Here is a 22,772-nt window from a genome sequence, read left to right on the forward strand (position 1 = left end):
GCGCTGACAACCCGTTCGCGCGCCGGCTCGCGAGTCGCGGCCGGCGCCCGATGTTTCCTGTGAGAGATTCGCCCGATGTGCCTGATTGCCTTCGACTGGCAGCCTGATGCCGCCGCCGGTCCCGTCTTTACCCTCATTGCCAACCGCGACGAGTTCTTTCGCCGCACGAGCGCGCCGCTCACCTGGTGGGAGGATGTACCGGGCGTGCTGGCCGGCCGCGATCTCGAAGCCGGCGGCACGTGGCTCGGCATAACGCGCGACGGTCGCTTCGCGGCGCTGACGAACTACCGCGCGCCATTCGACATCCGCGCGGGCGCGCCGACCCGCGGCAAGCTCGTGTCCGATTTCCTTCGCGGCCCGTCCGTCGCGCCGCTCGACTATCTCGGGCAGCTTGCCGAGCATGCGGCCGTATACAACGGCTTCAACTTGCTCGTCGGCGACTGGAAGCGGCGCGAACTCGCGTGGTTCTGCAACCGTGCGCCCGAGGGCGAAAGCGCCGTCGCCGCGCCTGTCGCGATCGCGCCGGGTGTGCACGCGCTGTCGAATGCGCGGCTCGATACGCCCTGGCCGAAAGTGGTGCGCAAGCGCGCGGAACTCGGCACGCTGCTCACCGACAATCCGACCCCGTCGCTCGACGAACTGATCGACCTGATGCGCGACCCGCATGTCGCGGACGACGACGCGCTGCCGCACACGGGCATTCCGATCGAGCGCGAGCGCGCGCTGTCGGCCGCGTTCATCGAGACGCCCGAGTACGGCACGCGCGGCACGACCGCGCTGCGCGTCACGATGAAGGAAGGCGTGCGGCTGACGGTCGAGATCAAGGAGCGCTGCGACGACGACGGCTCGCACCGCACCGTCCGCCCGGGTGCGTTCGAGCGCGCGTTCACGTTCGACGTCGACGCAACGCGGCCGCGCTGAACCGCATTGCCCGCGCTACGGCGCGCGCGTCATCTCGACGTGCGGCACACCGGCTTCGACGAACGGTTCGCCGACCGCCGCGAAGCCGTGCCGCACATAGAACGACACCGCCGAATCCTGCGCGTAGAGCCGCACGACGGTTTCGCCGCGGCGCCGCGCGGCACCGAGCAGTGCGTTCAGCACGGCCGACCCGACGCCCTGCCCGCGCGCGTCGGCCAGCACGGCGACGCGGCCGATCGTGCCGGACGGCAACAGCCTCCCCGTCGCGACCGCGCGGCGTATTCCCGTCGCCGCGTCGATCCGGTACGCGACCGCATGGAGCGATAACGGATCGTCGTCGTCGAGCTCCCATTCCGGCGGAATCTGCTGCTCGCGCACGAATACCGCGTCGCGAATCCGCGCAGCATCGCCACCCAGTACCGTCCAGTCGCCCGTTTCCACTACGCCGTCCGTCATCGCAGCTCTCCATGCGGCGCGCGCTGTCGATCGCCCGCCCGTCAAACGTCGTCGAATGCGGCCTTCAGCGCCGCGACCGCGTCGGCATGCGCAGCCCGCACCTCGGGCACGTAGCCGCCCATCTTGAAGAATTCGTGGATCATCCCCGGATAGCAGACCAGCGTAACCGCGTTGCCGGCCGCGCGCAGCTTGTCCGCGTACGCGGCGCCCTCGTCGCTCAGCGGATCGTATTCGGCCGTCGCGATCCACGCCGGCGCGACGGCCGCGAACGACGGCGCGTCACGCGTGCCGTCCAGCGGCGCGAAGCGCCAGTCGTCGCGGTCCGCCGGATCGCGCACGTATTGCGTGAAGAACCACTGGATCGTGTCCTGCGACAGCAGATAGCCGTTCGCGAGCCGCGCGTGCGATTCCGTTTCCTGGTAACCCGTCACGCCCGGATAGATCAGCATCTGAAGCGCCAGGCGAATGCCTGCGTCGCGCGCAAGCACCGCGCAAACGGTCGCGAGCGTGCCGCCCGCGCTGTCGCCGCCGACCGCCAGCCGCGCGGCGTCGATGCCGAACGCCGCGGCCTCGCGATGCAGCCAGCGCAACGCGTCGTCTGCGTCGTTCACCGCGGTCGGGAACCGGTGTTCGGGCGCGAGCCGGTAGCCGACCGACAGCACCGCGCATTGCGCACCGTGCGCGAGCATCCGGCACAGCGCGTCGTGCGTGTCGACGCTGCCGACCGTGAAGCCGCCGCCATGGTAGTAGACGAGCGCGGGCAACGGCTCCGCGAGGCTCGGCTCGACCGGCAGGTACAGCCGCGCGCCGATCGTGCGGCCGTCGCGCGTCGGCACGACGCATTCCTCGACAGAATGCATCGGCGCCGGCGCGACGTCGAGGATCGGCGCGCTCTTCTCGTACGCGGCGCGCGCCTGCTGCGCCGTCTGGTGGTGATAGGACGGGCGTTTCGCTCGCTCGATCATGTCGAGCACCTGGGCGATCTTCGGATTCAGCGGCATCGATGAGAACGGTGCCTGCGCGGCGCCGTGAACGGACAAGCGTCACATGATGCCACGCCCGCGTCAGGCCGGTGCTACGTGCGCTGCATATCGAAATTCCGGCCCTTCGGCGTCCAGTGAAACGCGTCCGGCACGCAATCCCGCGCCGCCGAACAAAACGGCCCTGCCTGTGAAAAGGCAGGGCCGTGCGTCCGGGCGCTTACGCGTCGCTCGGGCCGGGCTGCGCGTCCGGCGCCGTGCGCGAGCGTTGCCGCTTGATGTCGCGGCCCACCGCGAGCCGCCGCATGTACTTGAACGTACCGAGCGCCTTCGCGACGAAGTTGCCGTCGCTGTCGCGCACTTCGCCTTCGCAGTAGGCCATCGTCGTCGAGCGATGCATCACGCGGCCGTACGCACGCAACTCGCCGCGCCCCGGCTGCATGAAGTTCACCTTCATCTCGACCGTGACGACGCCGATGCCATCGTCGGTCAGGCTGCGCGCCGCCATCGCGAGCGCGATATCCGCGAGCGTCATCGTCACGCCACCGTGCGCGATGCCCCAGGTGTTCATGTGCCGCTCTTCGAGCGGCAGCACGATCTCGCTCGCGCCATCCTTCGCGGACACGAGCCGCACGCCGAGCAGGTCGACGAACGGGCTTTCGATCGACGGGACGTCCGCCGGGGATGCCGCGTCGCTCATCGTGCGCTGTCGACGACGTAGTCGACGCACTCGCGCGATTCGGCCACCGCGACGACGAATTTCTTCACTTCCTGGTGAACCGGGTGCACCTGGTAGGCGTCGAGCGCGGCCTTGTCCGCGAAATCGGACACGAGCACGATGTCGGAGGTCGCGTCGAGGCCGGGCGTCGCCAGGCCGACGTCGATCTGCAGGATGCCCGGCACGAGATCGCGGCAGCCTTCGAGCTTTTCCTTCAGCTTCAGCGCGTTCTGCGCGCGCGTCGCGCCTTCCGCCGATTCCTTCAACTTCCACATGACGATATGTCGGATCACTTTGTTCGCTCCTGTCGTTCGTTAGGGTTCACGATACGGGCGTGGCTCGCATCGCGGCGGCCAGTCGTCTGCCCGCCTCGCTTGCACACGATCGCGGGCAACCGGGAAAAAAGCGCGTATCGAATCGGCTGTCGTCCGACCTTTCCGGCGACGATACGCACTTTTTCACCGCGTCGACACTCGACGGTGCGATCCGTGCAAACGGCGGCAGGCACCAAGCCTACCAAACTTGACGCCTCCGATGGAACGATCGCACGGTTCGCGGCGCCGAACCGGTGCCGATCACTTGACGGCGACCACGGGGCCGGTTATCCGGATCGCGCTTCTAAGCCGGGAACGGAGTCCTTCTTCCGCTGAATCGCAGGAACGCGGATTGCTCAGGCTTCACGCGCTTCGTCTTCCGCGCCCTCCGGCATTGCCCGACAACGGCCGGCACAAACGCGACGATTCAATTCCTGTCCGGCATCAATCGCCGGATTGGAACGTCATTGCCAATTATTTCGCCACCGGATATCGCAACTCCATTATTCAACTTCATTGAATCGCATATTTTACCGACGCAACGGGTAATAATTGCGATCACCTTTTCAATCGAATATCGGAAAACCGCCAAAACATTATTGACTTCAACTTTCCCGTAAATTTAGAATCCCCTACGACGGCTTACGTTTCATTTTCTCCCGCCGTACACGAGTCGCCATTCGCTCACGCGAAGGCTACCCCTGAGCCTTTTCCCGTGCCGCGCCGGGGCGACGCCCTCTGCCATTTCCGTTTTCGGCACCAATCAGTCATTCGCTTATTTGCCTCGCAATTCGCTTATCGCAGAAGCACCGCATCCCGATTAATTCCAGGCATTCACCCGAATTTCCGCAGCACTGAACGAAACGGACAGCAGATCCGTTCATTCGACCATTCCGATAAAAATCGCCAGTCACCAGGAGGGACATCAACATGCATCGCCTTGCGAAGTCGCTGTGTCTCGGGTTCGTCTGCGCCGGCCTGCTCGCCGCATGCAACGACGACGACGTCCAGTCGAGCGGCACGCCGTCGAACAACGCCGCGCTGTCGTTCCGCATGGACACCGGTAGCCAGATCAATGCGTTCTACCGGCAGGACAAGGTGGCCGCGCACCTGCTGGCACGCTCGTCGACGAAACCGCGCCTGCTCGTGGTCTTCCCCGCCGGCAACAGCGGCACGGGGCTGTGGTTCGACGACACCGCGCAGCCGGTGAACTGGAGTCTCGACACGCCGCCGTCCGCGCTGTCGGCCCCCGACACGCACGGCCGCACGCTGTACGGCATCGGCGCCGACGTGTCGGTGGACACCGATACGCTGACGATCCGCCAGGGCGTGCTCAGCAACGTACGCTTCCTGCGCGACTTCAACGGCGGCGCAACGATTCCGCAGCAGATCGTCACGGCGCCGGCGATCCAGGGTGGCACAGCGCAATGGCAACGCGACCGGATCGACGGTGCACCCGGCTATGCGCTGCGCATCACGCTACGCGACGGCGGCAGCATCGCGCCGGCAGCGGGCGGCAAGCTCGTGCTGCGCGCACCGGCGGGCTCGCACACGCTGAAGCTGCATGTCGACGCGCTGTCGGGCGAGACGCCGCTGTCGCCGATCACGCGCGCCGATCTGCTCGCGCCGTCCGTGAACCCCGATCCGGTCAGCCAGAACGTGCTCGAATTCCTGAGCTTCCACGACAAGCTGCTGGCCGGCTCGTGGCAGTACGACACGTACTTCGGCCGCGACACGCTGATCTCGGTCCGCATGCTGATGCCCGTGCTCGAACCGGCGGCGATCGAGGCCGGGTTGTCGTCAGTGCTGAGCCGCCTGTCGGCCGACGGCAAGGTCGCGCACGAGGAAGGCATCGGCGAATTCGCGCTGGTCGACAACCAGAAGAACGGACGGCCGAACGATCCGACGCCGACCTACGACTACAAGATGATCGACAGCGACTACCTGCTCGCGCCGATCGCGGCCGCGTGGCTGATCGACGATACGCGCGGCCAGGCCCGCGCTGCGGCCTATCTGGCGCAGCGCGGCAGCGACGGGCAGACCAACGGCAGCCGCCTGGTCGTCAACCTGCTGCACGTCGCGACGACCGCGCAGCCGTTCGCGCAGCAGCCGTCGGTCGCGAACCTGATCCACCTGCGGCCCGGCGAGATCGTCGGCAACTGGCGCGACAGCACCGACGGGCTCGGCGGCGGCGTCTACCCGTACGACGTGAACGCGGTGCTCGTGCCGGCCGCGTTGCGCGCGGCGAATGCGTTCCTCGCGCGCGGCCTGCTCGATCCGTACCTCGATGCCGCGCAGCGCGCGACGCTCGCCAACACGGCGAACCAAGCCGCCACGTGGGAAACGCAGGCGCCGCCGCTGTTCCAGGTCAGCGTGCCGGCCGCGCAGGCGGCCACCGACGTGTCGGCCTATGCGCCGTCCGCCGGCGTGCCGGCCGGTGCCGCGCCGAGTGCACCGCTGTCGTTCTACGCGCTGTCGCTCGATCAGCAGGGCAATCCGATTCCGGTGATGAATTCCGACGGCGGCTTCGCGCTGCTGTTCGGCACGCCGCCGGACGACGCGCTCCAGCGAATCGTCACCGACGTCACGCGGCCGTTCCCGACCGGGCTCGTGACCGATGCCGGGATGCTGATCGCGAACCCGGCGTATGCGAACCAGTCGCTGTGGCCGAAGTTCACGAGCTCCGCGTATCACGGCACGGTCATCTGGTCGTGGCAGCAGGCGATGTGGGTGGCCGGGCTCGATCGCCAACTCGCGCGCCAGGATCTGTCGGCGACCACCCGGGCGTTGCTCACGCAGGCGCGGCAGACGATCTGGCAGGTGATCTCGAATGGACGCGACATGCGCACGTCGGAGATGTGGACGTGGTCCTACGTGAACGGGCAGTACCGGACCGATGCGTTCGGCACGCGCAGCGCGGACGCCACCGAAGCCAACGCGGCGCAGCTCTGGAGTACGACGTATCTCGCGATCCGCGATCCGCAGCAGCGCGCGGGCAAGTACTGGTGGCAGGCGTCGCAGCGGATGCAGGAGGTGCAGCCGAAAGACGCAGCGGTCGTGGCATCGCGCTAGCGCATTGCCCATCGCGCGCCAACCGAGCATGCAGAAGCCCCGGGGGTGTTTCCGCCCCCAGGGCTTCGGCAGGGTCTGCATCGATCATCGCTTCCGCACAACCGCGTTGTCGAACGCACCGCACTCGCTCAACGGCGCCGGCGTGCCGCTCGAACCCGCGTCACCGCGACACGACCCGGTTCCGTCCTTCCCTCTTCGCCTGGTACAGCCGCTCGTCGACCACGCGCAGCAGCGCATCGACCGTGCTGCCGTCGACCCCGTATTGCGCGACGCCGACGCTGACCGTCACCTGCACGCGCTTGAAGTCCAGCCCGAACGGCGAACTCGCGATCGACGAGCGCACGCGCTCGGCCGTCATCCGCGCGCCCTCGAGCGGCATCTCCGGCAGCAGCGCCATGAACTCCTCGCCGCCGACTCGCGCGAGCCCGCCCGCCGGGCGGATCGCCTCGAGGCACTGGCGTACGACGCCGCGCAGCACCTCGTCGCCGATCTGGTGCCCGTACGCATCGTTGATGTTCTTGAAATTGTCGAGATCGAGCGCGAGCAGGCAAAACGGCGTGCCGTCGCGCTCGGCCCGCACCATCTCGCGCTCGACCTGCGCGATGAACTGCCGGCGGTTCGATGCGCCCGTCATCGGATCGGTCGCGGCCATGTACTCGAGCTTCTGGTTCGTGCGCCGCAGTTCCTGCAGCGCGCTCTCGGCGCGCGCCATCGACTCCGACAGCCGGCTCATCAGGTCTTCCTGGCTGTAGATCGCCGAGAACGAGCGTGTCGTCTGCAGCGCCTGCACAACGCCGTAGCTGAGCAGGAAGAACCCGCCCGCGAAGATCGCATGCGCGAGCCACCACATGTGATTCCACGGCTTGCCGAGAATGAACGCGAGCGACGACAGCGCGAACGCCATGATCGACACGCCGTAGATCACCATCAGCGGCGAGCGGATCCGCCGTGCGAGCAGCACGCCGACGTTCAGCAGCGAGAACACGAGCGCGCCGCCTTCCATCGACAGCCGCGTGCCCAGCGCGCCCGCAACCGGCGAATACGCGATGTACGCCACGACCACGTTGACGATCACGAAAAACACGATCCACGGCAGCCACGTCCGCACGCTCGTGCGCTTCTCGAAGCGATCGGGCGGACTCGAATAAGACATCAGCCCCGTGAGCAGCAGGATCGACATCACGAGCCGCGACGCGGGCCCGTACAGCAGGAACAGCCAGATATTGTGGTGCGCCATCCCGGTGAACGCACCGTGTAGCGAATAAATCATCGCGAAGCCGAGAAAGCCGAGCGTCAGCCAGCGCAGCAGCGGCTCGCCGGACGACCGGTAGCACACCCACGTCACATAGGTGACGAACGCACCCTCGAGGGTCGCCGCCGCAATCGCGATTTCATGGAATGCGTGGCTCTCGAACACGACGTGCGGGTCGCTGAAAAACCACAGATAGGCAATCAGATAGGCAGGCAGCAACGCGAAACCGATCAGCAGGCATTTCGCGTAGAGCCTCGCGGCCGCGCTGACGACGCGCGGCGGTTCCCCGGCTGCATAGGTCGTACTCATTCGGTCCCCGGTCGGTCTGCTGCGTTGGTTCAACCTTCGCGGCACGTATCGCGCGACGTACGATCCGGCCCATCGTGCCGAAAGGCAAATGTCAGAGCAAGTATAGGTGGGGCAATTCGTTTGACAAGTAAGGGGAAACGGCATTGCCGGGAGCACGCTTTTTTCCTCCCGATCGTTTCGAATGGCAATCCTGCCGCGCCGATTCGCGTCGCATCGCGGCCGCCGGCCTCGCCGAAGCGAAACCGCGGCCGCCGCCAGTCAAAAATCAGATGATTTCGAACAGGCCGGCCGCGCCCTGCCCGCCGCCGATGCACATCGTGACGACCACGTATTTCACGCCGCGGCGCTTGCCTTCGATCAGCGCATGGCCCGTCAGGCGCGCGCCCGACACCCCGTACGGATGGCCGACGGCGATCGCGCCGCCGTTCACGTTCAGGCGATCTTCTGGAATCCCGAGCGTGTCGCGGCAGTACAGCACCTGCACCGCGAACGCCTCGTTCAGTTCCCACAAGCCGATGTCGTCGACCTTCAGCCCCGCCTGCTTCAGCAGCTTGGGCACCGCGAACACGGGGCCGATGCCCATCTCGTCCGGCTCGCAGCCGGCCACCGCGAAGCCGCGGAACACGCCCAGCGGCTGCAGCCCTTCGCGCTGCGCCACATCGGCGCTCATCACGACGCACGCCGACGCGCCATCCGAGAACTGGCTCGCATTGCCGGCGGTGATCACGCCGCCCGGCACGGCCGAACGGATCTTCGACACGCCTTCGAGCGTCGTGTCGGGACGGATGCCTTCGTCGGCCGATACGGTAACTTCCTTCGTGAACAGGCGGCCCGTCGCCTTGTCGGCGATACCCGCGAGCACGGTGATCGGCACGATCTCGTCGCGGAAAAGACCGGCTTCCTGGGCTGCCGCGGCCCGCAGCTGCGACTGCACGCCATACTCGTCCTGCCGCTCCTTCGAGATCCCGTAGCGCTTCGCGACGTTCTCGGCCGTCTGCAGCATGTTCCAGTAGATCTCGGGCTTGTGCTCGACGAGCCAGCTCTCCTGGACCATGTGCCGGTTCATCTCGTTCTGCACGCACGAGATCGATTCGACACCACCGGCGACATACACGTCGCCTTCGCCCGCGATGATCCGCTGCGCGGCCAGCGCGATGGTCTGCAGCCCCGACGAGCAGAAACGGTTCACCGTCATCCCCGGCACGGTCACGGGCAGCCCCGCGCGCAGCGCGATCTGCCGCGCGATGTTCGCGCCGGTCGCGCCTTCGGGGTTCGCGCAGCCCATGATCACGTCCTCGACGCGCGCCGGGTCGAGCTTCGCGCGTTCGAGCGCGGCCGCGACCACGTGGCCGCCGAGCGTCGCGCCGTGCGTCATGTTGAATGCGCCGCGCCAGGATTTCGCGAGCGGCGTGCGTGCGGTCGATACGATTACGGCTTCGGTCATGCGAGTCTCCTTCGGTCCTGCTTCATGTCAGGGTCTGTTTCCATATGGAAACAGACCCTGAATCGGATGGGGAATGCGCTACGCCGCCGGGCGCGCGCCCGCGGACGTCACATGCGCGACGCCCGCTGCCTGCATCTGCTGCCATGCGTGCGCGAGCGACCCGTTCAGGTCGATCGCACGGCACGCATCGTTGATCACTGCGGCTTCGAAACCGGCCGAGCGCGCATCGAGCGCCGACCACGCGACGCAATAGTCGGTCGCGAGCCCGCAGCACCACACGCGCTTCGCGCCGAGTTCGCGCAGATAGCCCGCGAGCCCCGTGCGCGTCGTGCGATCGGCCTCGACGAACGCGGAATAGCTGTCGACCTGCGCGTCGCCGCCCTTGCGGATCACGAGCCGCGCCTGCGGGATGTCGAGGTCGCGATGCAGCGCCGCGCCTTCGGTGTCCTGCACGCAGTGCACGGGCCACAGCACCTGCTCGCCGTACGGCAGCGCGAGCGTCGAGAACGGCTCGCGGCCCGGGTGGTTCGCCGCGAACGACACGTGCTCGCGCGGGTGCCAGTCCTGCGTCAGCACGACCTGGTCGAAGCGTCGCGCGAGCGCGTTGATCACCGGCACGACCGCGTCGCCGTCCGGCACCGCGAGCGCGCCGCCCGGCATGAAGTCGTATTGCACGTCGATCACGAGCAGTACGTCGTCGGTGCGTTTCATTGCGTTTCTCCGTGTGTCGACCAGAGTTAGCGCTTTAGCGCTTACTCTGGTCCCATGCCTTGCGCGGTCGACCAGAGTTAGCGCTTTAGCGCTTACTCGGGTCCCATACCTTGCGCGGTCGATCAGAGTCGGCGCGTCGGCGCTTGCTCTGAACTCGTGTCCTTCGCGCCGCCGTGCACGCGTCAGCCGTTGAACCCGCGCCCGGCCTTCGCAAGCTCGGCGATCGACGGCGCAAGCTGCCACGCGTCGCCGTTCGGCGCGGCCGCGTAGCGGCGAATCGCGCGCTCGACGTTGTAGAGGCCGACCACGTCCGCGTACAGCATCGGACCGCCGCGCCACAGCGGGAAGCCATAGCCGGTCAGGTAGACCATGTCGATGTCGGACGCCTTCGATGCGATCTTCTCTTCGAGGATCTTCGCGCCTTCGTTGACGAGCGCGAACACCAGCCGCTCGACGATCTCGTCGTCGCCGATCTTGCGCCGCTCGACGCCGCGCTCCTTCGAATACGCGACGACCATCTCGTCAACGAGCGACGACGGCTTCGCCTTGCGATCGCCCGGCACGTAGTCGTACCAGCCGGCGCCCGTCTTCTGGCCGAAGCGGCCCTGTTCGCACAGGCGGTCGGCGATCTTCGAGTAGTGCAGATCGGGCTTTTCGACATAGCGACGCTTGCGGATCGCCCAGCCGATGTCGTTGCCGGCGAGGTCGCTCATCCGGAACGGCCCCATCGCGAAACCGAACTTCTCGATCGCGCGATCGACCTGCGCGGGCAGCGCGCCTTCTTCGAGCATGAAGAGCGCCTGGCGGATGTACTGCTCGATCATCCGGTTGCCGATGAAGCCGTCGCACACGCCCGACACGACCGCCGTCTTGCGGATCTTCTTCGCGACGGCCATCACGGTCGCGAGCACGTCCTTTGCGGTCTGCGCGCCGCGCACGACCTCGAGCAGCTTCATCACGTTCGCCGGGCTGAAGAAGTGCATGCCGACGACGTCCTGCGGACGCTTCGTGAACGCCGCGATCTTGTCGACGTCGAGCGTCGACGTGTTCGACGCGAGGATCGCGCCCGGTTTCGCGACTTCGTCGAGCTTCCTGAACACCTGCTCCTTTACGCCGAGCTCCTCGAACACGGCCTCGACGATCAGGTCCGCATCCTTCAGGTCGTCGTAGGACAGCGTCGGCGTGATCAGCGCCATGCGCGCGTCGAGCTTCTCCTGCGTGAGCTTGCCCTTCTTCACCTGCGCGTCGTAGTTCTTGCGGATCGTCGCGACGCCGCGTTCGAGCGCTTCCTGTTTCGTCTCGAGCAGCGTGACGGCCAGGCCCGCGTTGACGAAGTTCATCGCGATCCCGCCGCCCATCGTGCCCGCGCCGATCACGCCGACGCGGCGGATCTCGCGCAGCGGCGTATCGGCCGGCACATCGGGAATCTTGCTCGCCGCACGCTCGCCGAAGAATGCATGGCGCAGCGCGCGGCTTTCCGGCGTAATCATCAGCGCGACGAAACCCTCGCGCTCGGCGATGCTGCCCTTGTCGAAGCCGTTCAGCACGCCGGCCTCGATCGCGTCGATGCACTTGTGCGGCGCGGGAAAGTTCGGCGCGGCGGCCCGCGCGGAATTGCGCGCGAACTGGATGAAGCCCGCGGCGTTCTCGTGGACGATCTTGCGATCGCGCACGCGCGGATGCGGCCCCTTCTGCGCACCGACCTTGCGCGCGAACGCGACGGCCGCGTCGAGCAGGTCGCCGTCGACCATTTCGTCGAACAGCCCGCTCTTCGCGAGCTGCTCGGACGGCACGGGCGCGCCCGACACGATCATGTTCAGCGCGGTTTCGAGCCCGACCGCGCGCGGCAGACGCTGCGTGCCGCCCGCGCCCGGCAGCAGGCCGAGCTTCACTTCGGGCAGCGCGACCTGCGCGCCGGGCGCCGCGACGCGGTAGTGCGCGCCGAGCGCGAGCTCGAGGCCGCCGCCCATCACGACGCTGTGCAGCGCCGCGACGACGGGCTTCGCGCTTGCCTCCACCGCACGGATCACGGTGTGCAGCGTCGGCTCCTGCAGCGCCTTCGGCGTATTGAATTCGGTGATGTCGGCACCGCCCGAGAACGCGCGCCCCGCGCCGGTCAGCACGATGGCCGTGACCGACGGGTCCTGCGCGGCGCGATCGAGCGCGTCCATGACGCCCTGGCGGGTCGACAGGCCGAGCCCGTTGACGGGCGGATTGTTGAGCGTAAGGACGGCCACGCCGTCGCGAGTCGAGTAATCCACTGCCATCTGCCTGCCTCCATGCATCGCGCGCCGGGGTGGCTGCGCTTCATTGTGCGCGGTCGAACAGCCGCATGTCCGAATCGAACGGAGGCAGCATACAACGGAAAAGCACGGTCGTTCAATTTGAATTTTTCATCCCGATCCGGGGACGGATCGGGCGACCGGATCGCGGGCCGTCGCCGGCCCGGGCCTGGACTTATGGCTCGCATCGCGCCGTCGGCAACACGTAGTCGCGGAACGTCTCGCGCAGCTTCAGCTTCTGCAGCTTGCCGGTCGCGGTGTGCGGCAACGATTCGACGAACACGACGTCGTCGGGGATCCACCATTTCGCGACCTTGCCCTCATAGAACGCGAGCAGCGTGTCGCGGCTCAGGTTCGCACCTTCGCGCGGCACCACGACGAGCAACGGGCGCTCGGTCCATTTCGGGTGCGCGCATGCGATGCAGGCTGCTTCGGCCACGCCCGGGTGCGCGATCGCGACGTTCTCGATGTCGATCGAGCTGATCCACTCGCCGCCCGACTTGATCACATCCTTGCTGCGGTCGGTGATCTGCAGGAAGCCGTCGGGGTCGATCGTCGCGACGTCGCCGGTCGGGAACCAGCCGTCCGACAGCGGCGACGCGTCGCCGCGGAAGTAGTGGTCGATCACCCACGGCCCGCGCACCTGCAGTTCGCCGAACGCGACGCCGTCCCACGGCAATTCATGTCCGTCCTCGCCGACGATGCGCATGTCGACGCCGCAGATCACGCGCCCCTGTTTCTCGAGCAGCCGGCGCTGAGCGTCGAGCGGGCGCTGCGACTGCGCCCAGTTGAGCTTCGCGAGCGTGCCGAGCGGCGACAGTTCGGTCATCCCCCACGCATGAATCACGCGCACGCCGTATTCGTCCTCGAACGTGCGCAGCATCGCGGGCGGGCACGCGGAGCCGCCGATCACCGTGCGGTTCAGCGTCGAGAAGCGCACGCCGGCTTCGCGCATGTAGTTGAGCAGGCCGAGCCACACGGTCGGCACGCCCGCGGAGAACGTCACGCGCTCGGCCTCCATCAGCTCGTACAGCGATTTCCCGTCGAGATCCTTGCCGGGCAGCACCAGCTTGCCGCCCGTGAGCGGCACCGCGTACGGCAGCCCCCACGCATTGACGTGGAACATCGGCACGACGGGCAGCACGGCGTCCATCGCGGACAGGTTCATCGCGTCGGGCAGCGCGGCGCCGTACGCGTGCAGCACCGTCGAGCGGTGCGAATACAGCACGCCTTTCGGATTGCCGGTCGTGCCCGACGTGTAGCAGAGCCCCGACGCCTGCCGCTCGTCGAGGCGCGGCCAGTCGTAGCGTCCGTCCTCCGCTTCGACGAGCGTTTCGTAGCAGAGCAACGGCGTCGCGCAGGACGGCAGGTGCGCGGCGTCCGTCATCGCGACCCAGCCCTTCACGTGCGGACACTGCGGCGCGATCGCGTCGACGAGCGGCGCGAAATTGATGTCGAACAGGACGTAGCGGTCTTCCGCGTGATTGACGATGTACGCGATCTGCTCGGGGAAGAGGCGCGGGTTGATCGTGTGGCATACGGCGCCCATCCCGCCGATCCCGTAATACGCCTCCAGATGCCGGTAGCCGTTCCACGCCAGCGTGCCGATGCGATCGCCGGTTTCGACGCCGAGCCGCGCGAGCGCCTGCGCGAGCTGCTTCGCGCGGCGTTCGCAATCGCGGTACGTGTAGCGATGCACGTCGCCCTCGATGCGCTTCGACACGATCTCGGTGTTGCCCGCGTGACGCGCGGCATGCGCGATCAGCGAGGACACGAGCAACGGCATGTCCATCATCTGGCCCAGCAACGGCTTACCCATCGTCTTGTTCTCCCGGAAGGACGCGAATCGGTGACCAGCCCGGCGGCTGTTTCCATCAGGAACACTCATGCGTTGTCATGAGACCGGCGTGCGCCCGTCAGCGGCCCGGACGGGCGTGGCGCACGGTGCGCGGGCCGCCATGCGGGCGGCGCGGCGCCGCCTTACAATATCGGCTTACCCAGAGGCGCTCAACATGTCGTTTTCCCGAAGCGCAGCCGATCCGGCTGACACCCTTCCCGACCTCGCCGCCACGCTCGGCGCGCCCGCCGAAGGCGCGTTCGTCAAGCTCGGCGACGCGTTTCATACGCGGCTGCCGGCCGCGCCGCTTGCCGCGCCGTACGTCGTCGGCTTTTCCGACGAAGTCGCGCAGTTACTCGACCTGCCGGCGTCGCTCGCCGCGCAGCCCGGCTTCGCCGAACTGTTCGCCGGCAACCCGACGCGCGACTGGCCCACGCACGCGATGCCGTACGCATCGGTGTACTCCGGCCACCAGTTCGGCGTGTGGGCCGGCCAACTCGGCGACGGCCGCGCGCTGACGATCGGCGAGCGCACCGGCACGGACGGCCGCCGCTACGAGCTGCAACTGAAAGGCAGCGGCCGCACGCCGTACTCGCGGATGGGCGACGGCCGCGCGGTGCTGCGCTCGTCGATCCGCGAATTCCTGTGCTCGGAAGCGATGCATCACCTCGGCATCGCGACCACGCGCGCGCTGACGGTGATCGGCTCCGACCAGCCGGTGGTCCGCGAGGAGATCGAGACGTCGGCCGTCGTCACGCGCGTGTCGGAAAGCTTCGTGCGCTTCGGCCACTTCGAGCACTTCTTCTCGAACGATCGCCCCGACCTGCTGCGCGAGCTCGCCGATCACGTGATCGACCGTTTCTATCCGGACTGCCGCGACGCGGACGATCCGTACCTCGCGCTGCTCGAAGCCGCGACGCTGCGCACGGCCGACCTCGTCGCGCAGTGGCAGGCCGTCGGCTTCTGCCACGGCGTGATGAACACGGACAACATGTCGATCCTCGGCGTGACGATCGACTACGGCCCGTTCGGCTTCGTCGACGCCTTCGACGCGAACCACATCTGCAACCACTCCGACAACAGCGGCCGCTACGCATACCGGATGCAGCCGCGCATCGCGCACTGGAACTGCTACTGCCTTGCGCAGGCACTGCTGCCGCTGATCGGGTTGCAGCACGGCATCGCCGATGACGATGCGCGCGCCGAGCGCGCGGTGGACGACGCGCAGGCCGTGCTTGCGAAATTTCCGGAACGCTTCGGCCCCGCGCTCGAACGCGCGATGCGCGCGAAGCTCGGCCTCGAACTCGAACGCGAGAACGATGCCGAGCTCGCGAACCAGCTGCTCGAGACGATGCATGCGAGCCACGCGGATTTCACGCTGACGTTCCGCCGCCTCGCGCAACTGTCGAAACACGACGCAAGCCGCGACGCGCCCGTGCGCGACCTGTTCATCGACCGCGACGCGTTCGACGCCTGGGCGAACCTCTACCGCGCGCGGCTGTCGGAAGAAACGCGCGACGACGCGGCACGTGCGGCCGCGATGAACCGCGTGAACCCGAAATACGTATTGCGCAACCATCTGGCCGAAGTCGCAATCCGGCGCGCGAAGGATAAGGATTTTTCGGAGGTCGAGCGGCTTGCGCAGATCCTGCGCCGGCCGTTCGACGAACAACCGGAGCATGAAGCGTACGCCGCGTTGCCGCCCGACTGGGCCGGGTCGCTCGAAGTGAGCTGCTCGTCCTGAAGTACCCAACCCGCGCGTATCGACCGACCGATCAGGAGAACCCCACATGTCCCACGATTCCGACGACAAAACCTTCCCGTACGAGAAGGACGACGCCGAGCTGCGCCGCCGGCTCACGCCGATGCAGTACGAGGTCACGCAGCATGCGGCGACCGAGCGCGCATTCACCGGCGAATACACCGACACCGAGGACGCCGGCATCTACAAATGCGTCGTCTGCAGCACGCCGCTGTTCGAATCCGGTTCCAAATTCCATTCGGGCTGCGGCTGGCCCAGCTACTTCAAGCCGCTCGACGGCGAGGTGATCGACGAGAAGGTCGACTACTCGCACGGCATGGTGCGCGTCGAGGTCCGCTGCAACCATTGCGGCGCGCATCTCGGGCACGTCTTCGAGGACGGCCCGCGCGACAAGACCGGTTTGCGGTACTGCATCAATTCGGCTGCGTTAAACTTCGAGTCCCGACCCGAAAACGAATGAGCGGCGCCGGGCGGATCGGCGAGGTGACCTCGCCGGGCGGCTACCCTCGGGCTGGCCGTCCCGATCCGCAACGGCGGTGCCTGGCGGGTCCCTACAACGGTGAAAGGCCGCGCAAGCGGCCTTTCACGCAGCTGCGAGCGCCATGAAATTCCTGTTCGATCTGTTTCCGATCATCCTGTTTTTTGCCGCCTTCAAGGTCTGGGGCATCTTCACCGCCACCGCCGTCGCGATCGTCGCGACGCTGGCCCAGGTCGCGTGGGTCGCCTTCCGGCACCGGAAGGTCGACACGATGCTGTGGGTCAGCCTCGGCGTGATCGTCGTCTTCGGCGGCGCCACCCTCGTCCTGCATGACGAGAAATTCATTCAATGGAAACCGACTGTGCTGTATTGGCTGTTTGCGGTCGGGCTGCTTGCCGCGCGCTATGCGTTCGGCAACAACCTGATCGAGAAGATGATGGGCAAGCAGCTCACGCTGCCGCACCCCGTGTGGGACAAGCTGAACGTCGCATGGGCGCTGTTCTTCGCGGTGCTCGGCGTCGCGAACCTGTACGTGGTGCACAACTTCACCGAATCGCAATGGGTAAACTTCAAGCTGTTTGGCACGACGGGCGCGATGGTCGTGTTCATCATCCTGCAGAGCCTGTGGCTCACGAAATACCTGAAGGACGAATGACATGACGGACGCCTTTCTCCACGCGTCGCCCGACGAACGCATCGCGCTGATCGAAGCACGCCTCACCGCGTCGCTCGCACCCGTGTCGCTCGCCGTGCGCGACGACAGCGCGCAGCACGCGGGCCACGCCGGCGCGGCCTCGGGCGGCCACTACACGGTCACGATCGTGTCGGCCGCATTCGCGGGCAAGCCGCGCGTCGCACGGCACCGGCTGGTGTATGATGCGCTCGCTGATGCGATGCAGCGCGGCATTCACGCGCTCGCGATCGTGGCTTACACGCCCGAAGAATTCAACGAATCTTCAATCTAGTCTCATTAGGAATTCCCGATGATCCTGAAATCCCCTCGCCTGTGGGTCGCGGCGGCTGCATTCGCAGCGGCACCGGCATTCGCCCAGAACATCGCCGTCGTGAACGGCACGCCGATTCCGAAGTCGCGCGCCGACGCGATGGTCGCGCAACTCGTCCAGCAAGGCCAGACCGACAGCCCGCAACTGCAGCAGGCCGTGCGCCAGGAACTCGTGAACCGCGAAATCCTGATGCAGGAAGCGATCCGCGAAGGCATCCCGAACCGTCCGGACGTGAAGGCGCAGGTCGCCGTCGCGCAGCAGACCGTCGTGCTGCGTTCGATGATCGAGAGCTTCCTGAAGAAGAACCAGCCGACCGACGCCGAAGTGAAGGCGCGCTACGACGAACTCGTCAAGGGCGCCGGCGGCAACCGCGAATATCACCTGCACCACATCCTCGTCGACAACGAGCAGCAGGCCAAGGACCTGATCGCGAAGATCAAGGCCGGCGCGAAGTTCGAGGATCTCGCGAAGCAATACTCGAAGGATCCGGGTTCGGGCAAGAACGGCGGCGATCTCGACTGGTCGGACCCGAAGGCGTACGTGCCGGAATTCGCGGCAGCCGCGCAGAAGCTGCAGAAAGGCCAGATGACCGACGCGCCGGTGAAGACGCAGTTCGGCTGGCACATCATCCGCGTCGACGACGTCCGCGACATCGCGCCGCCGCCGTTCGACCAGGTGAAGGCGCAGATCGCGCAACAGCTCGTGCAGCAGAAGCTGCAGGCGTTCGAGGAAGGTCTGCGCCAGCAGGCAAAGATCCAGTAACGCAGGCGCCCGTCGCCCGTGCATCGGAAAGCCGCTCTTCGGAGCGGCTTTTTCATTTGGCGCGCGGGATCGCATGCCTCGTGAGGGTTCCGCAGCCGGTCGACGCGCGATAAAAAGGCCGCTCCGAAGAGCGGCCTCTCGTGCCGGACATCACCCGCGCCGCCGCGTTCGCTACGCGGGATGGAACACGTCGTGATAGCGCTCGTCGCGCAGCGTGACGACCTCGACCGGCGCGTTCGGGGCGAACATCATCCGGATCAGCCGATCCAGCGGCGCGCGTTGCGGAACACACGCATCCACGGGCTCGCTTCACCCCAGCCTTCCGGGTGCCAGCTCATCGCGACCGTACGGTGCACGCGCTCCATGTGCGGCATCAGCACCGAGAAGCGGCCGTCGGCCGTCGTCACCGACGTGATGCCGGCCGGCGAGCCGTTCGGGTTGAACGGATAACGCTCGGTCGCTTCGCCGCGGTGGTCGACGAAACGCATTGCGACTGCAACGCGGTCGATGTCGCCCTGCTGCGAGAAGTCCGCATAACCTTCGCCGTGCGCGACCGCGACCGGAATCCGCGAGCCTTCCATCCCCGCGAAGAAGATCGACGGCGACTTCTCCACTTCGACGAACGAGAAGCGCGCCTCGAACTGCTCGGACTTGTTGCGCGTGAACTTCGGCCATGCTTCGGCGCCCGGAATCATCGACGCGAGGCTCGACAGCATCTGGCAGCCGTTGCAGATGCCGAGCGCGAACGTGTCGGGACGCGCGAAGAACGCCGAGAACATGTCGGCGAGGTTCGCGTTGAAACGGATCGTCTTCGCCCAGCCTTCGCCCGCACCGAGCACGTCGCCGTACGAGAAGCCGCCGCACGCGACCGCACCCGCGAAATCGGCGAGCGTCGCGCGGCCCGCGAGCAGGTCGCTCATGTGCACGTCGTGCGCGTCGAAGCCCGCGCGGTCGAACGCATAGGCCGTTTCCAGATGCGAGTTCACGCCCTGCTCGCGCAGGATCGCGACGCGCGGCCGCGCGCCCGTCGCGATGAACGGCGCGGCGATGTCGTCGGCCGGATCGAAACTCAGCACCGGCGAGATGCCCGGATCGGCCGCGTCGAGCAGCGCGTCGTATTCGGCATCCGCGCATGCGGGGTTGTCGCGCAGACGCGCAATGCGCCAGCTCACTTCGCCCCATGCGCGATGGAGTTCGGTGCGCGGCGCGTCGAAGATCTTCTTCGCGTCGCGGTACACCTCGATCACGTCGCGGTCGTTGACCGAGCCGATCACGTGCGAGCACGTCGACAGGCCGAATTCGCGCAACGCGCCGAGCACCGCGTCGCGGTCGGCCGTGCGCACCTGCACGACGGCGCCGAGCTCCTCGGAGAACAGCGCGCGCAGCGTGCGATCGTCGCGGCGGCCGCTCGTCTGCTTCGCCCAGTCCTTCGCGTCGCCGTAGTCGGATTCGTGATGCGGGTCGAGCGTCAGCATGTCGACGTTCAGCGACACGCCCGCGTGGCCCGCGAACGCCATTTCGCACACCGTCGCCCACAGACCGCCGTCCGAGCGGTCGTGGTACGCGAGCAGCTTGCCCTGCGCATTGAGCGACTGGATCGCGTTGAAGAAACGCTTCAGGTCTTCCGCATCGTCGACGTCCGGCGTCGTGTCGCCGACCTGCTGCGTAACCTGCGCGAAGATGCTGCCGCCCATCCGGTTCTTGCCGCGGCCGAGATCGATCGCGATCAGCACGCTGTCGCCCGCGTCGGCGACGCGGCGCAGTTGCGGCGTCAGGTGGAGCCGCACGTCCTCGACCGGCGCGAACGCGGAGATGATCAGCGATACCGGCGCGACCACTTCCTTCGCGACGCCCTGCTCGTCCCACTTCGTCTTCATCGACAGCGAGTCCTTGCCGACCGGGATGCCGATCCCGAGCGCCGGACACAGCTCCATGCCGATCGCCTTGACCGTGTCGAACAGCGCGGCGTCCTCGCCGGCGGTGCCGCACGCGGCCATCCAGTTCGCCGACAGCTTCAGCTTGTCGAGCGACGCAATCGGCGCGCTCGCGATGTTCGTGATCGCTTCGCCGACGGCCATGCGGCCCGATGCCGGCGCGTCGATCACCGCGAGCGGCGTGCGCTCGGCCATCGTCATCGCCTCGCCCTTGAAGCCTGCATAGTCGAGCGCGGTGACCGCGCAGTCGGCCACCGGCACCTGCCACGGGCCGACCATCTGGTCGCGCACCGACGTGCCGCCGACCGAACGGTCGCCGATCGTGATCAGGAACGACTTGCTGCCGACCGTCGGGTGCTTCAGCACGTCGACCGCGACTTCCGACAGCGCGATCCCCGTCACGTCGACCGGCGCACGCTCGGTCGCCACGCGCGTGACGTCGCGGTGCATGCGCGGCGGCTTGCCGAGCAGCACTTCCATCGGCATGTCGACCGGGTATTCGTCGGCACCGGTCGCTTCGGCGTCGACGAGTTGCAGCTGGCGCTCGTCGGTTGCAACGCCGACCACCGCGAACGGGCAGCGCTCACGCGCGCAGATCGCCTCGAAGCGCGGCAGGTCGGCCGGCGCGATCGCGAGCACGTAGCGCTCCTGCGCCTCGTTCGACCAGATCTCGCGCGGCGACAGGCCCGATTCCTCGAGCGCGACCTTGCGCAGTTCGAAGCGCGCGCCCTTGCCCGCGCCGTCGACGATCTCGGGGAACGCGTTCGACAGGCCGCCCGCGCCGACGTCGTGGATGCTCAGGATCGGGTTTTCCGCGCCGAGCTGCCAGCAGCCGTTGATCACTTCCTGCGCGCGACGCTCGATTTCGGGGTTGCCGCGCTGCACCGAGTCGAAGTCGAGCTCGGCCGTGTTCGCGCCGGTCGCCATCGAACTCGCGGCGCCGCCGCCCATGCCGATCCGCATGCCGGGGCCGCCGATCTGGATCAGCAGCGAGCCGGCCGGCACGTCGTGCTTGTGCGTATGTTGATCCGCGATGTTGCCGAGGCCGCCCGCGATCATGATCGGCTTGTGATAACCGCGCACCTGGCCGCCGACGTTCTGCTCGTACACGCGGAAGTAGCCGCCGAGGTTCGGACGGCCGAATTCGTTGTTGAACGCGGCACCGCCGAGCGGGCCGTCGATCATGATCTGCAGCGGCGACGCGATGCGGTCCGGGCGGCCGTACGGGCCGTGCGCATCGTTCGGGTTGCGCTCGCCGACCGGCTGCGCCGCGTCGCGCGCGTTTTCCCACGACTGGCGTGCATCGGGCAGGTCGAGGTTCGACACGGTGAAGCCCGTGAGGCCGGCCTTCGGACGCGCGCCGCGGCCCGTCGCGCCTTCGTCGCGGATCTCGCCGCCCGCGCCGGTCGCCGCACCCGGGAACGGCGAGATCGCCGTCGGGTGGTTGTGCGTCTCGACCTTCATCAGCGTGTGCGTGAGCTCGGTGTGGCGGCCATAACGCTCGCCGGGCTCGCCGGCCGCGCCCGCGTTGCGCGGGAACCAGCGCTCGGCCTCGGCGCCGACCATGATCGACGAGTTGTCGGAATACGCGACGATCGTGCCCTGCGGGTTCAGCTTCTCGGTGTTGCGGATCATCGCGAACAGCGACATGTCCTGCGCTTCGCCGTCGATCGTCCACTGCGCGTTGAAGATCTTGTGGCGGCAGTGCTCGCTGTTCGCCTGCGCGAACATCATCAGTTCGACGTCGGTCGGATTGCGTTCGAGCTTGCGGAATGCGTCGACCAGGTAGTCGATCTCGTCGTCGGCGAGCGCGAGGCCCAGCTCGACGTTCGCGCGCTCGAGCGCGCCGCGGCCGACGCCCAGCACGTCGACGCTCGCGAGCGGTTTGGCCGGCAGCTCGTCGAACAGGTGCTTCGCGTCGTCGCGCGCGGCAACCACGCTTTCGGTCATCCGGTCATGCAGCGCAGCGGCGACGGCTGCACGCGCGTCGTCGGACAGCGCCTTCTTACCGCCGAGCAGGCCCGACTTCAGCGTGACCGTGAATTCGACGCCGCGCTCGATGCGGCGCACCTGCGTGAGGCCGCAGTGCTGGGCGATGTCGGTCGCCTTGCTCGCCCACGGCGAGACCGTGCCGAAGCGCGGCAGCACGACGAAGGTCTCGGCCGCGCCCTTCTCGGCCGCCGGCTCGAACGGCGCGCCATAGTGCATCAGCGCGTCGATGCGTGCGCTGTCGTCGGCCGACAGCGGCACGGCCGCATTGACGAAGTGCAGGAACTGGCCGCGCACCGCGACGATGTTGGCGTCGATTTGCCTGAGCGTGTCGAGCAGACGGGTTTGACGGAAATCGGAGAGGGCCGAAGCGCCGGGAAAACACGAGAAGTGAGCCATGGGCTGGACTGACGTCGATGAGTCGCGCGAGGTGGCGACGTGGGGCGAAAGGAAGGCCGTAATTATACCCGGAAGTCGGTCGCCCCAAACCGGCCGATCGGTGGTCCGCATGCACCGCATCGGTGCCGCGGCGCGCGCCGTGCACGGC

19 protein-coding genes are annotated in these 22,772 nt (G+C 67.4%); 8 read left to right on the top strand and 11 right to left on the bottom strand.

From position 1 onward, the window contains the following. Nucleotides 1-75: 75 nt before the first annotated feature. The gene (locus tag OEJ37_RS15540; protein WP_174418982.1) at nt 76-921 is read left to right on the top strand and encodes an NRDE family protein; all 846 of its coding nucleotides are present in this window, start codon (nt 76-78) and stop codon (nt 919-921) included. A 15-nt stretch (nt 922-936) separates the two neighbouring features. Here OEJ37_RS15540 and OEJ37_RS15545 read toward each other — a convergent pair whose 3' ends face one another. The 4 genes from OEJ37_RS15545 to OEJ37_RS15560 all read right to left on the bottom strand — a co-directional run bounded on the left by OEJ37_RS15545 (nt 937) and on the right by OEJ37_RS15560 (nt 3,368). Then, on the bottom strand, nt 937-1,377 hold the full coding sequence (locus tag OEJ37_RS15545; RefSeq protein ID WP_174418981.1) for a GNAT family N-acetyltransferase: 441 nt from the start codon (nt 1,375-1,377) through the stop codon (nt 937-939). A 41-nt stretch (nt 1,378-1,418) separates the two neighbouring features. Further along, complete coding sequence (locus OEJ37_RS15550; RefSeq protein ID WP_174419040.1) at nt 1,419-2,378, bottom strand: alpha/beta hydrolase; 960 nt, start codon at nt 2,376-2,378, stop codon at nt 1,419-1,421. A gap of 199 nt (nt 2,379-2,577) precedes the next feature. Continuing rightward, nucleotides 2,578-3,057 carry a PaaI family thioesterase gene (locus OEJ37_RS15555; protein ID WP_263344766.1) on the bottom strand — a complete coding sequence of 160 codons (480 nt, stop codon included), beginning with the start codon at nt 3,055-3,057 and terminating at the stop codon, nt 2,578-2,580. After that, nucleotides 3,054-3,368 carry a Dabb family protein gene (locus OEJ37_RS15560; protein ID WP_175947628.1) on the bottom strand — a complete coding sequence of 105 codons (315 nt, stop codon included), beginning with the start codon at nt 3,366-3,368 and terminating at the stop codon, nt 3,054-3,056. The genes OEJ37_RS15555 and OEJ37_RS15560 overlap by 4 nt, the downstream gene beginning before the upstream one ends. 41 nt (nt 3,369-3,409) lie before the next feature. On the opposite strand from OEJ37_RS15560, the gene OEJ37_RS15565 reads away from it, so the two are divergent. Both OEJ37_RS15565 and OEJ37_RS15570 read left to right on the top strand, forming a co-directional pair. Next, nucleotides 3,410-3,601: a hypothetical protein gene (locus tag OEJ37_RS15565; RefSeq protein ID WP_174418978.1), complete on the top strand. Its 192-nt coding sequence runs from the start codon at nt 3,410-3,412 to the stop codon at nt 3,599-3,601. Between the two features lie 718 nt (nt 3,602-4,319). Next, on the top strand, nt 4,320-6,461 hold the full coding sequence (locus OEJ37_RS15570; protein WP_263344769.1) for a hypothetical protein: 2,142 nt from the start codon (nt 4,320-4,322) through the stop codon (nt 6,459-6,461). Nucleotides 6,462-6,621: 160 nt separating this feature from the next. Here OEJ37_RS15570 and OEJ37_RS15575 read toward each other — a convergent pair whose 3' ends face one another. The 5 genes from OEJ37_RS15575 to OEJ37_RS15595 all read right to left on the bottom strand — a co-directional run bounded on the left by OEJ37_RS15575 (nt 6,622) and on the right by OEJ37_RS15595 (nt 14,278). Further along, nucleotides 6,622-8,022, bottom strand: a complete 1,401-nt coding sequence (locus OEJ37_RS15575) for a GGDEF domain-containing protein (protein ID WP_263344770.1) — start codon at nt 8,020-8,022, stop codon at nt 6,622-6,624. A 265-nt stretch (nt 8,023-8,287) separates the two neighbouring features. Continuing rightward, entirely contained in the window at nt 8,288-9,466 is a 1,179-nt protein-coding gene (locus OEJ37_RS15580; protein ID WP_263344773.1) for an acetyl-CoA C-acyltransferase, read from the bottom strand. Between the two features lie 78 nt (nt 9,467-9,544). Beyond that, entirely contained in the window at nt 9,545-10,177 is a 633-nt protein-coding gene (pncA, locus tag OEJ37_RS15585; protein ID WP_263344774.1) for a bifunctional nicotinamidase/pyrazinamidase, read from the bottom strand. Nucleotides 10,178-10,359: 182 nt separating this feature from the next. Further along, the gene (locus OEJ37_RS15590) at nt 10,360-12,444 is read right to left on the bottom strand and encodes a 3-hydroxyacyl-CoA dehydrogenase NAD-binding domain-containing protein (RefSeq protein ID WP_263344775.1); all 2,085 of its coding nucleotides are present in this window, start codon (nt 12,442-12,444) and stop codon (nt 10,360-10,362) included. 190 nt (nt 12,445-12,634) lie between these two features. Further along, nucleotides 12,635-14,278: a 3-(methylthio)propionyl-CoA ligase gene (locus OEJ37_RS15595; protein WP_263344776.1), complete on the bottom strand. Its 1,644-nt coding sequence runs from the start codon at nt 14,276-14,278 to the stop codon at nt 12,635-12,637. Nucleotides 14,279-14,471: 193 nt separating this feature from the next. On the opposite strand from OEJ37_RS15595, the gene OEJ37_RS15600 reads away from it, so the two are divergent. The 5 genes from OEJ37_RS15600 to OEJ37_RS15620 all read left to right on the top strand — a co-directional run bounded on the left by OEJ37_RS15600 (nt 14,472) and on the right by OEJ37_RS15620 (nt 18,302). Further along, a complete protein-coding gene (locus tag OEJ37_RS15600) occupies nt 14,472-16,040 on the top strand; it encodes a protein adenylyltransferase SelO (protein WP_175920204.1) in 1,569 nt (522 codons plus the stop codon). A gap of 46 nt (nt 16,041-16,086) precedes the next feature. Further along, nucleotides 16,087-16,518, top strand: coding sequence for a peptide-methionine (R)-S-oxide reductase MsrB (msrB, locus tag OEJ37_RS15605; protein WP_034181203.1), 432 nt, complete (start codon nt 16,087-16,089; stop codon nt 16,516-16,518). Nucleotides 16,519-16,660: 142 nt separating this feature from the next. Continuing rightward, nucleotides 16,661-17,191: a septation protein A gene (locus tag OEJ37_RS15610; protein ID WP_069745154.1), complete on the top strand. Its 531-nt coding sequence runs from the start codon at nt 16,661-16,663 to the stop codon at nt 17,189-17,191. 1 nt (nt 17,192) lies between these two features. Further along, a complete protein-coding gene (locus tag OEJ37_RS15615) occupies nt 17,193-17,501 on the top strand; it encodes a BolA family protein (RefSeq protein WP_047900921.1) in 309 nt (102 codons plus the stop codon). Nucleotides 17,502-17,519: 18 nt separating this feature from the next. Beyond that, complete coding sequence (locus OEJ37_RS15620) at nt 17,520-18,302, top strand: peptidylprolyl isomerase (protein ID WP_174418969.1); 783 nt, start codon at nt 17,520-17,522, stop codon at nt 18,300-18,302. Nucleotides 18,303-18,473: 171 nt separating this feature from the next. On the opposite strand, the gene OEJ37_RS15625 is transcribed toward OEJ37_RS15620, so the two are convergent. Both OEJ37_RS15625 and purL read right to left on the bottom strand, forming a co-directional pair. Continuing rightward, nucleotides 18,474-18,602: a hypothetical protein gene (locus tag OEJ37_RS15625; RefSeq protein WP_263344778.1), complete on the bottom strand. Its 129-nt coding sequence runs from the start codon at nt 18,600-18,602 to the stop codon at nt 18,474-18,476. Then, entirely contained in the window at nt 18,560-22,624 is a 4,065-nt protein-coding gene (gene purL, locus OEJ37_RS15630; protein WP_263344779.1) for a phosphoribosylformylglycinamidine synthase, read from the bottom strand. The genes OEJ37_RS15625 and purL overlap by 43 nt, the downstream gene beginning before the upstream one ends. Nucleotides 22,625-22,772: the final 148 nt, after the last annotated feature.

It is taken from the genome of Burkholderia sp. BKH01, assembly GCF_025685725.1.
Lineage (GTDB): Bacteria > Pseudomonadota > Gammaproteobacteria > Burkholderiales > Burkholderiaceae > Burkholderia > Burkholderia pyrrocinia_C.

What these genes read in the sequence shown, in the direction of transcription:
- OEJ37_RS15580 (WP_263344773.1), bottom strand. Translation starts at nt 9,466, where the DNA reads ATGACCGAAGCCGTAATCGTATCGACCGCACGCACGCCGCTCGCGAAA.
- purL (WP_263344779.1), bottom strand. Translation starts at nt 22,624, where the DNA reads ATGGCTCACTTCTCGTGTTTTCCCGGCGCTTCGGCCCTCTCCGATTTC.
- OEJ37_RS15600 (WP_175920204.1), top strand. Translation starts at nt 14,472, where the DNA reads ATGTCGTTTTCCCGAAGCGCAGCCGATCCGGCTGACACCCTTCCCGAC.
- OEJ37_RS15545 (WP_174418981.1), bottom strand. Translation starts at nt 1,377, where the DNA reads ATGACGGACGGCGTAGTGGAAACGGGCGACTGGACGGTACTGGGTGGC.
- OEJ37_RS15550 (WP_174419040.1), bottom strand. Translation starts at nt 2,378, where the DNA reads ATGCCGCTGAATCCGAAGATCGCCCAGGTGCTCGACATGATCGAGCGA.
- OEJ37_RS15575 (WP_263344770.1), bottom strand. Translation starts at nt 8,022, where the DNA reads ATGAGTACGACCTATGCAGCCGGGGAACCGCCGCGCGTCGTCAGCGCG.
- OEJ37_RS15570 (WP_263344769.1), top strand. Translation starts at nt 4,320, where the DNA reads ATGCATCGCCTTGCGAAGTCGCTGTGTCTCGGGTTCGTCTGCGCCGGC.
- OEJ37_RS15620 (WP_174418969.1), top strand. Translation starts at nt 17,520, where the DNA reads ATGATCCTGAAATCCCCTCGCCTGTGGGTCGCGGCGGCTGCATTCGCA.
- OEJ37_RS15595 (WP_263344776.1), bottom strand. Translation starts at nt 14,278, where the DNA reads ATGGGTAAGCCGTTGCTGGGCCAGATGATGGACATGCCGTTGCTCGTG.
- msrB (WP_034181203.1), top strand. Translation starts at nt 16,087, where the DNA reads ATGTCCCACGATTCCGACGACAAAACCTTCCCGTACGAGAAGGACGAC.
- pncA (WP_263344774.1), bottom strand. Translation starts at nt 10,177, where the DNA reads ATGAAACGCACCGACGACGTACTGCTCGTGATCGACGTGCAATACGAC.
- OEJ37_RS15615 (WP_047900921.1), top strand. Translation starts at nt 17,193, where the DNA reads ATGACGGACGCCTTTCTCCACGCGTCGCCCGACGAACGCATCGCGCTG.
- OEJ37_RS15610 (WP_069745154.1), top strand. Translation starts at nt 16,661, where the DNA reads ATGAAATTCCTGTTCGATCTGTTTCCGATCATCCTGTTTTTTGCCGCC.
- OEJ37_RS15590 (WP_263344775.1), bottom strand. Translation starts at nt 12,444, where the DNA reads ATGGCAGTGGATTACTCGACTCGCGACGGCGTGGCCGTCCTTACGCTC.
- OEJ37_RS15540 (WP_174418982.1), top strand. Translation starts at nt 76, where the DNA reads ATGTGCCTGATTGCCTTCGACTGGCAGCCTGATGCCGCCGCCGGTCCC.
- OEJ37_RS15555 (WP_263344766.1), bottom strand. Translation starts at nt 3,057, where the DNA reads ATGAGCGACGCGGCATCCCCGGCGGACGTCCCGTCGATCGAAAGCCCG.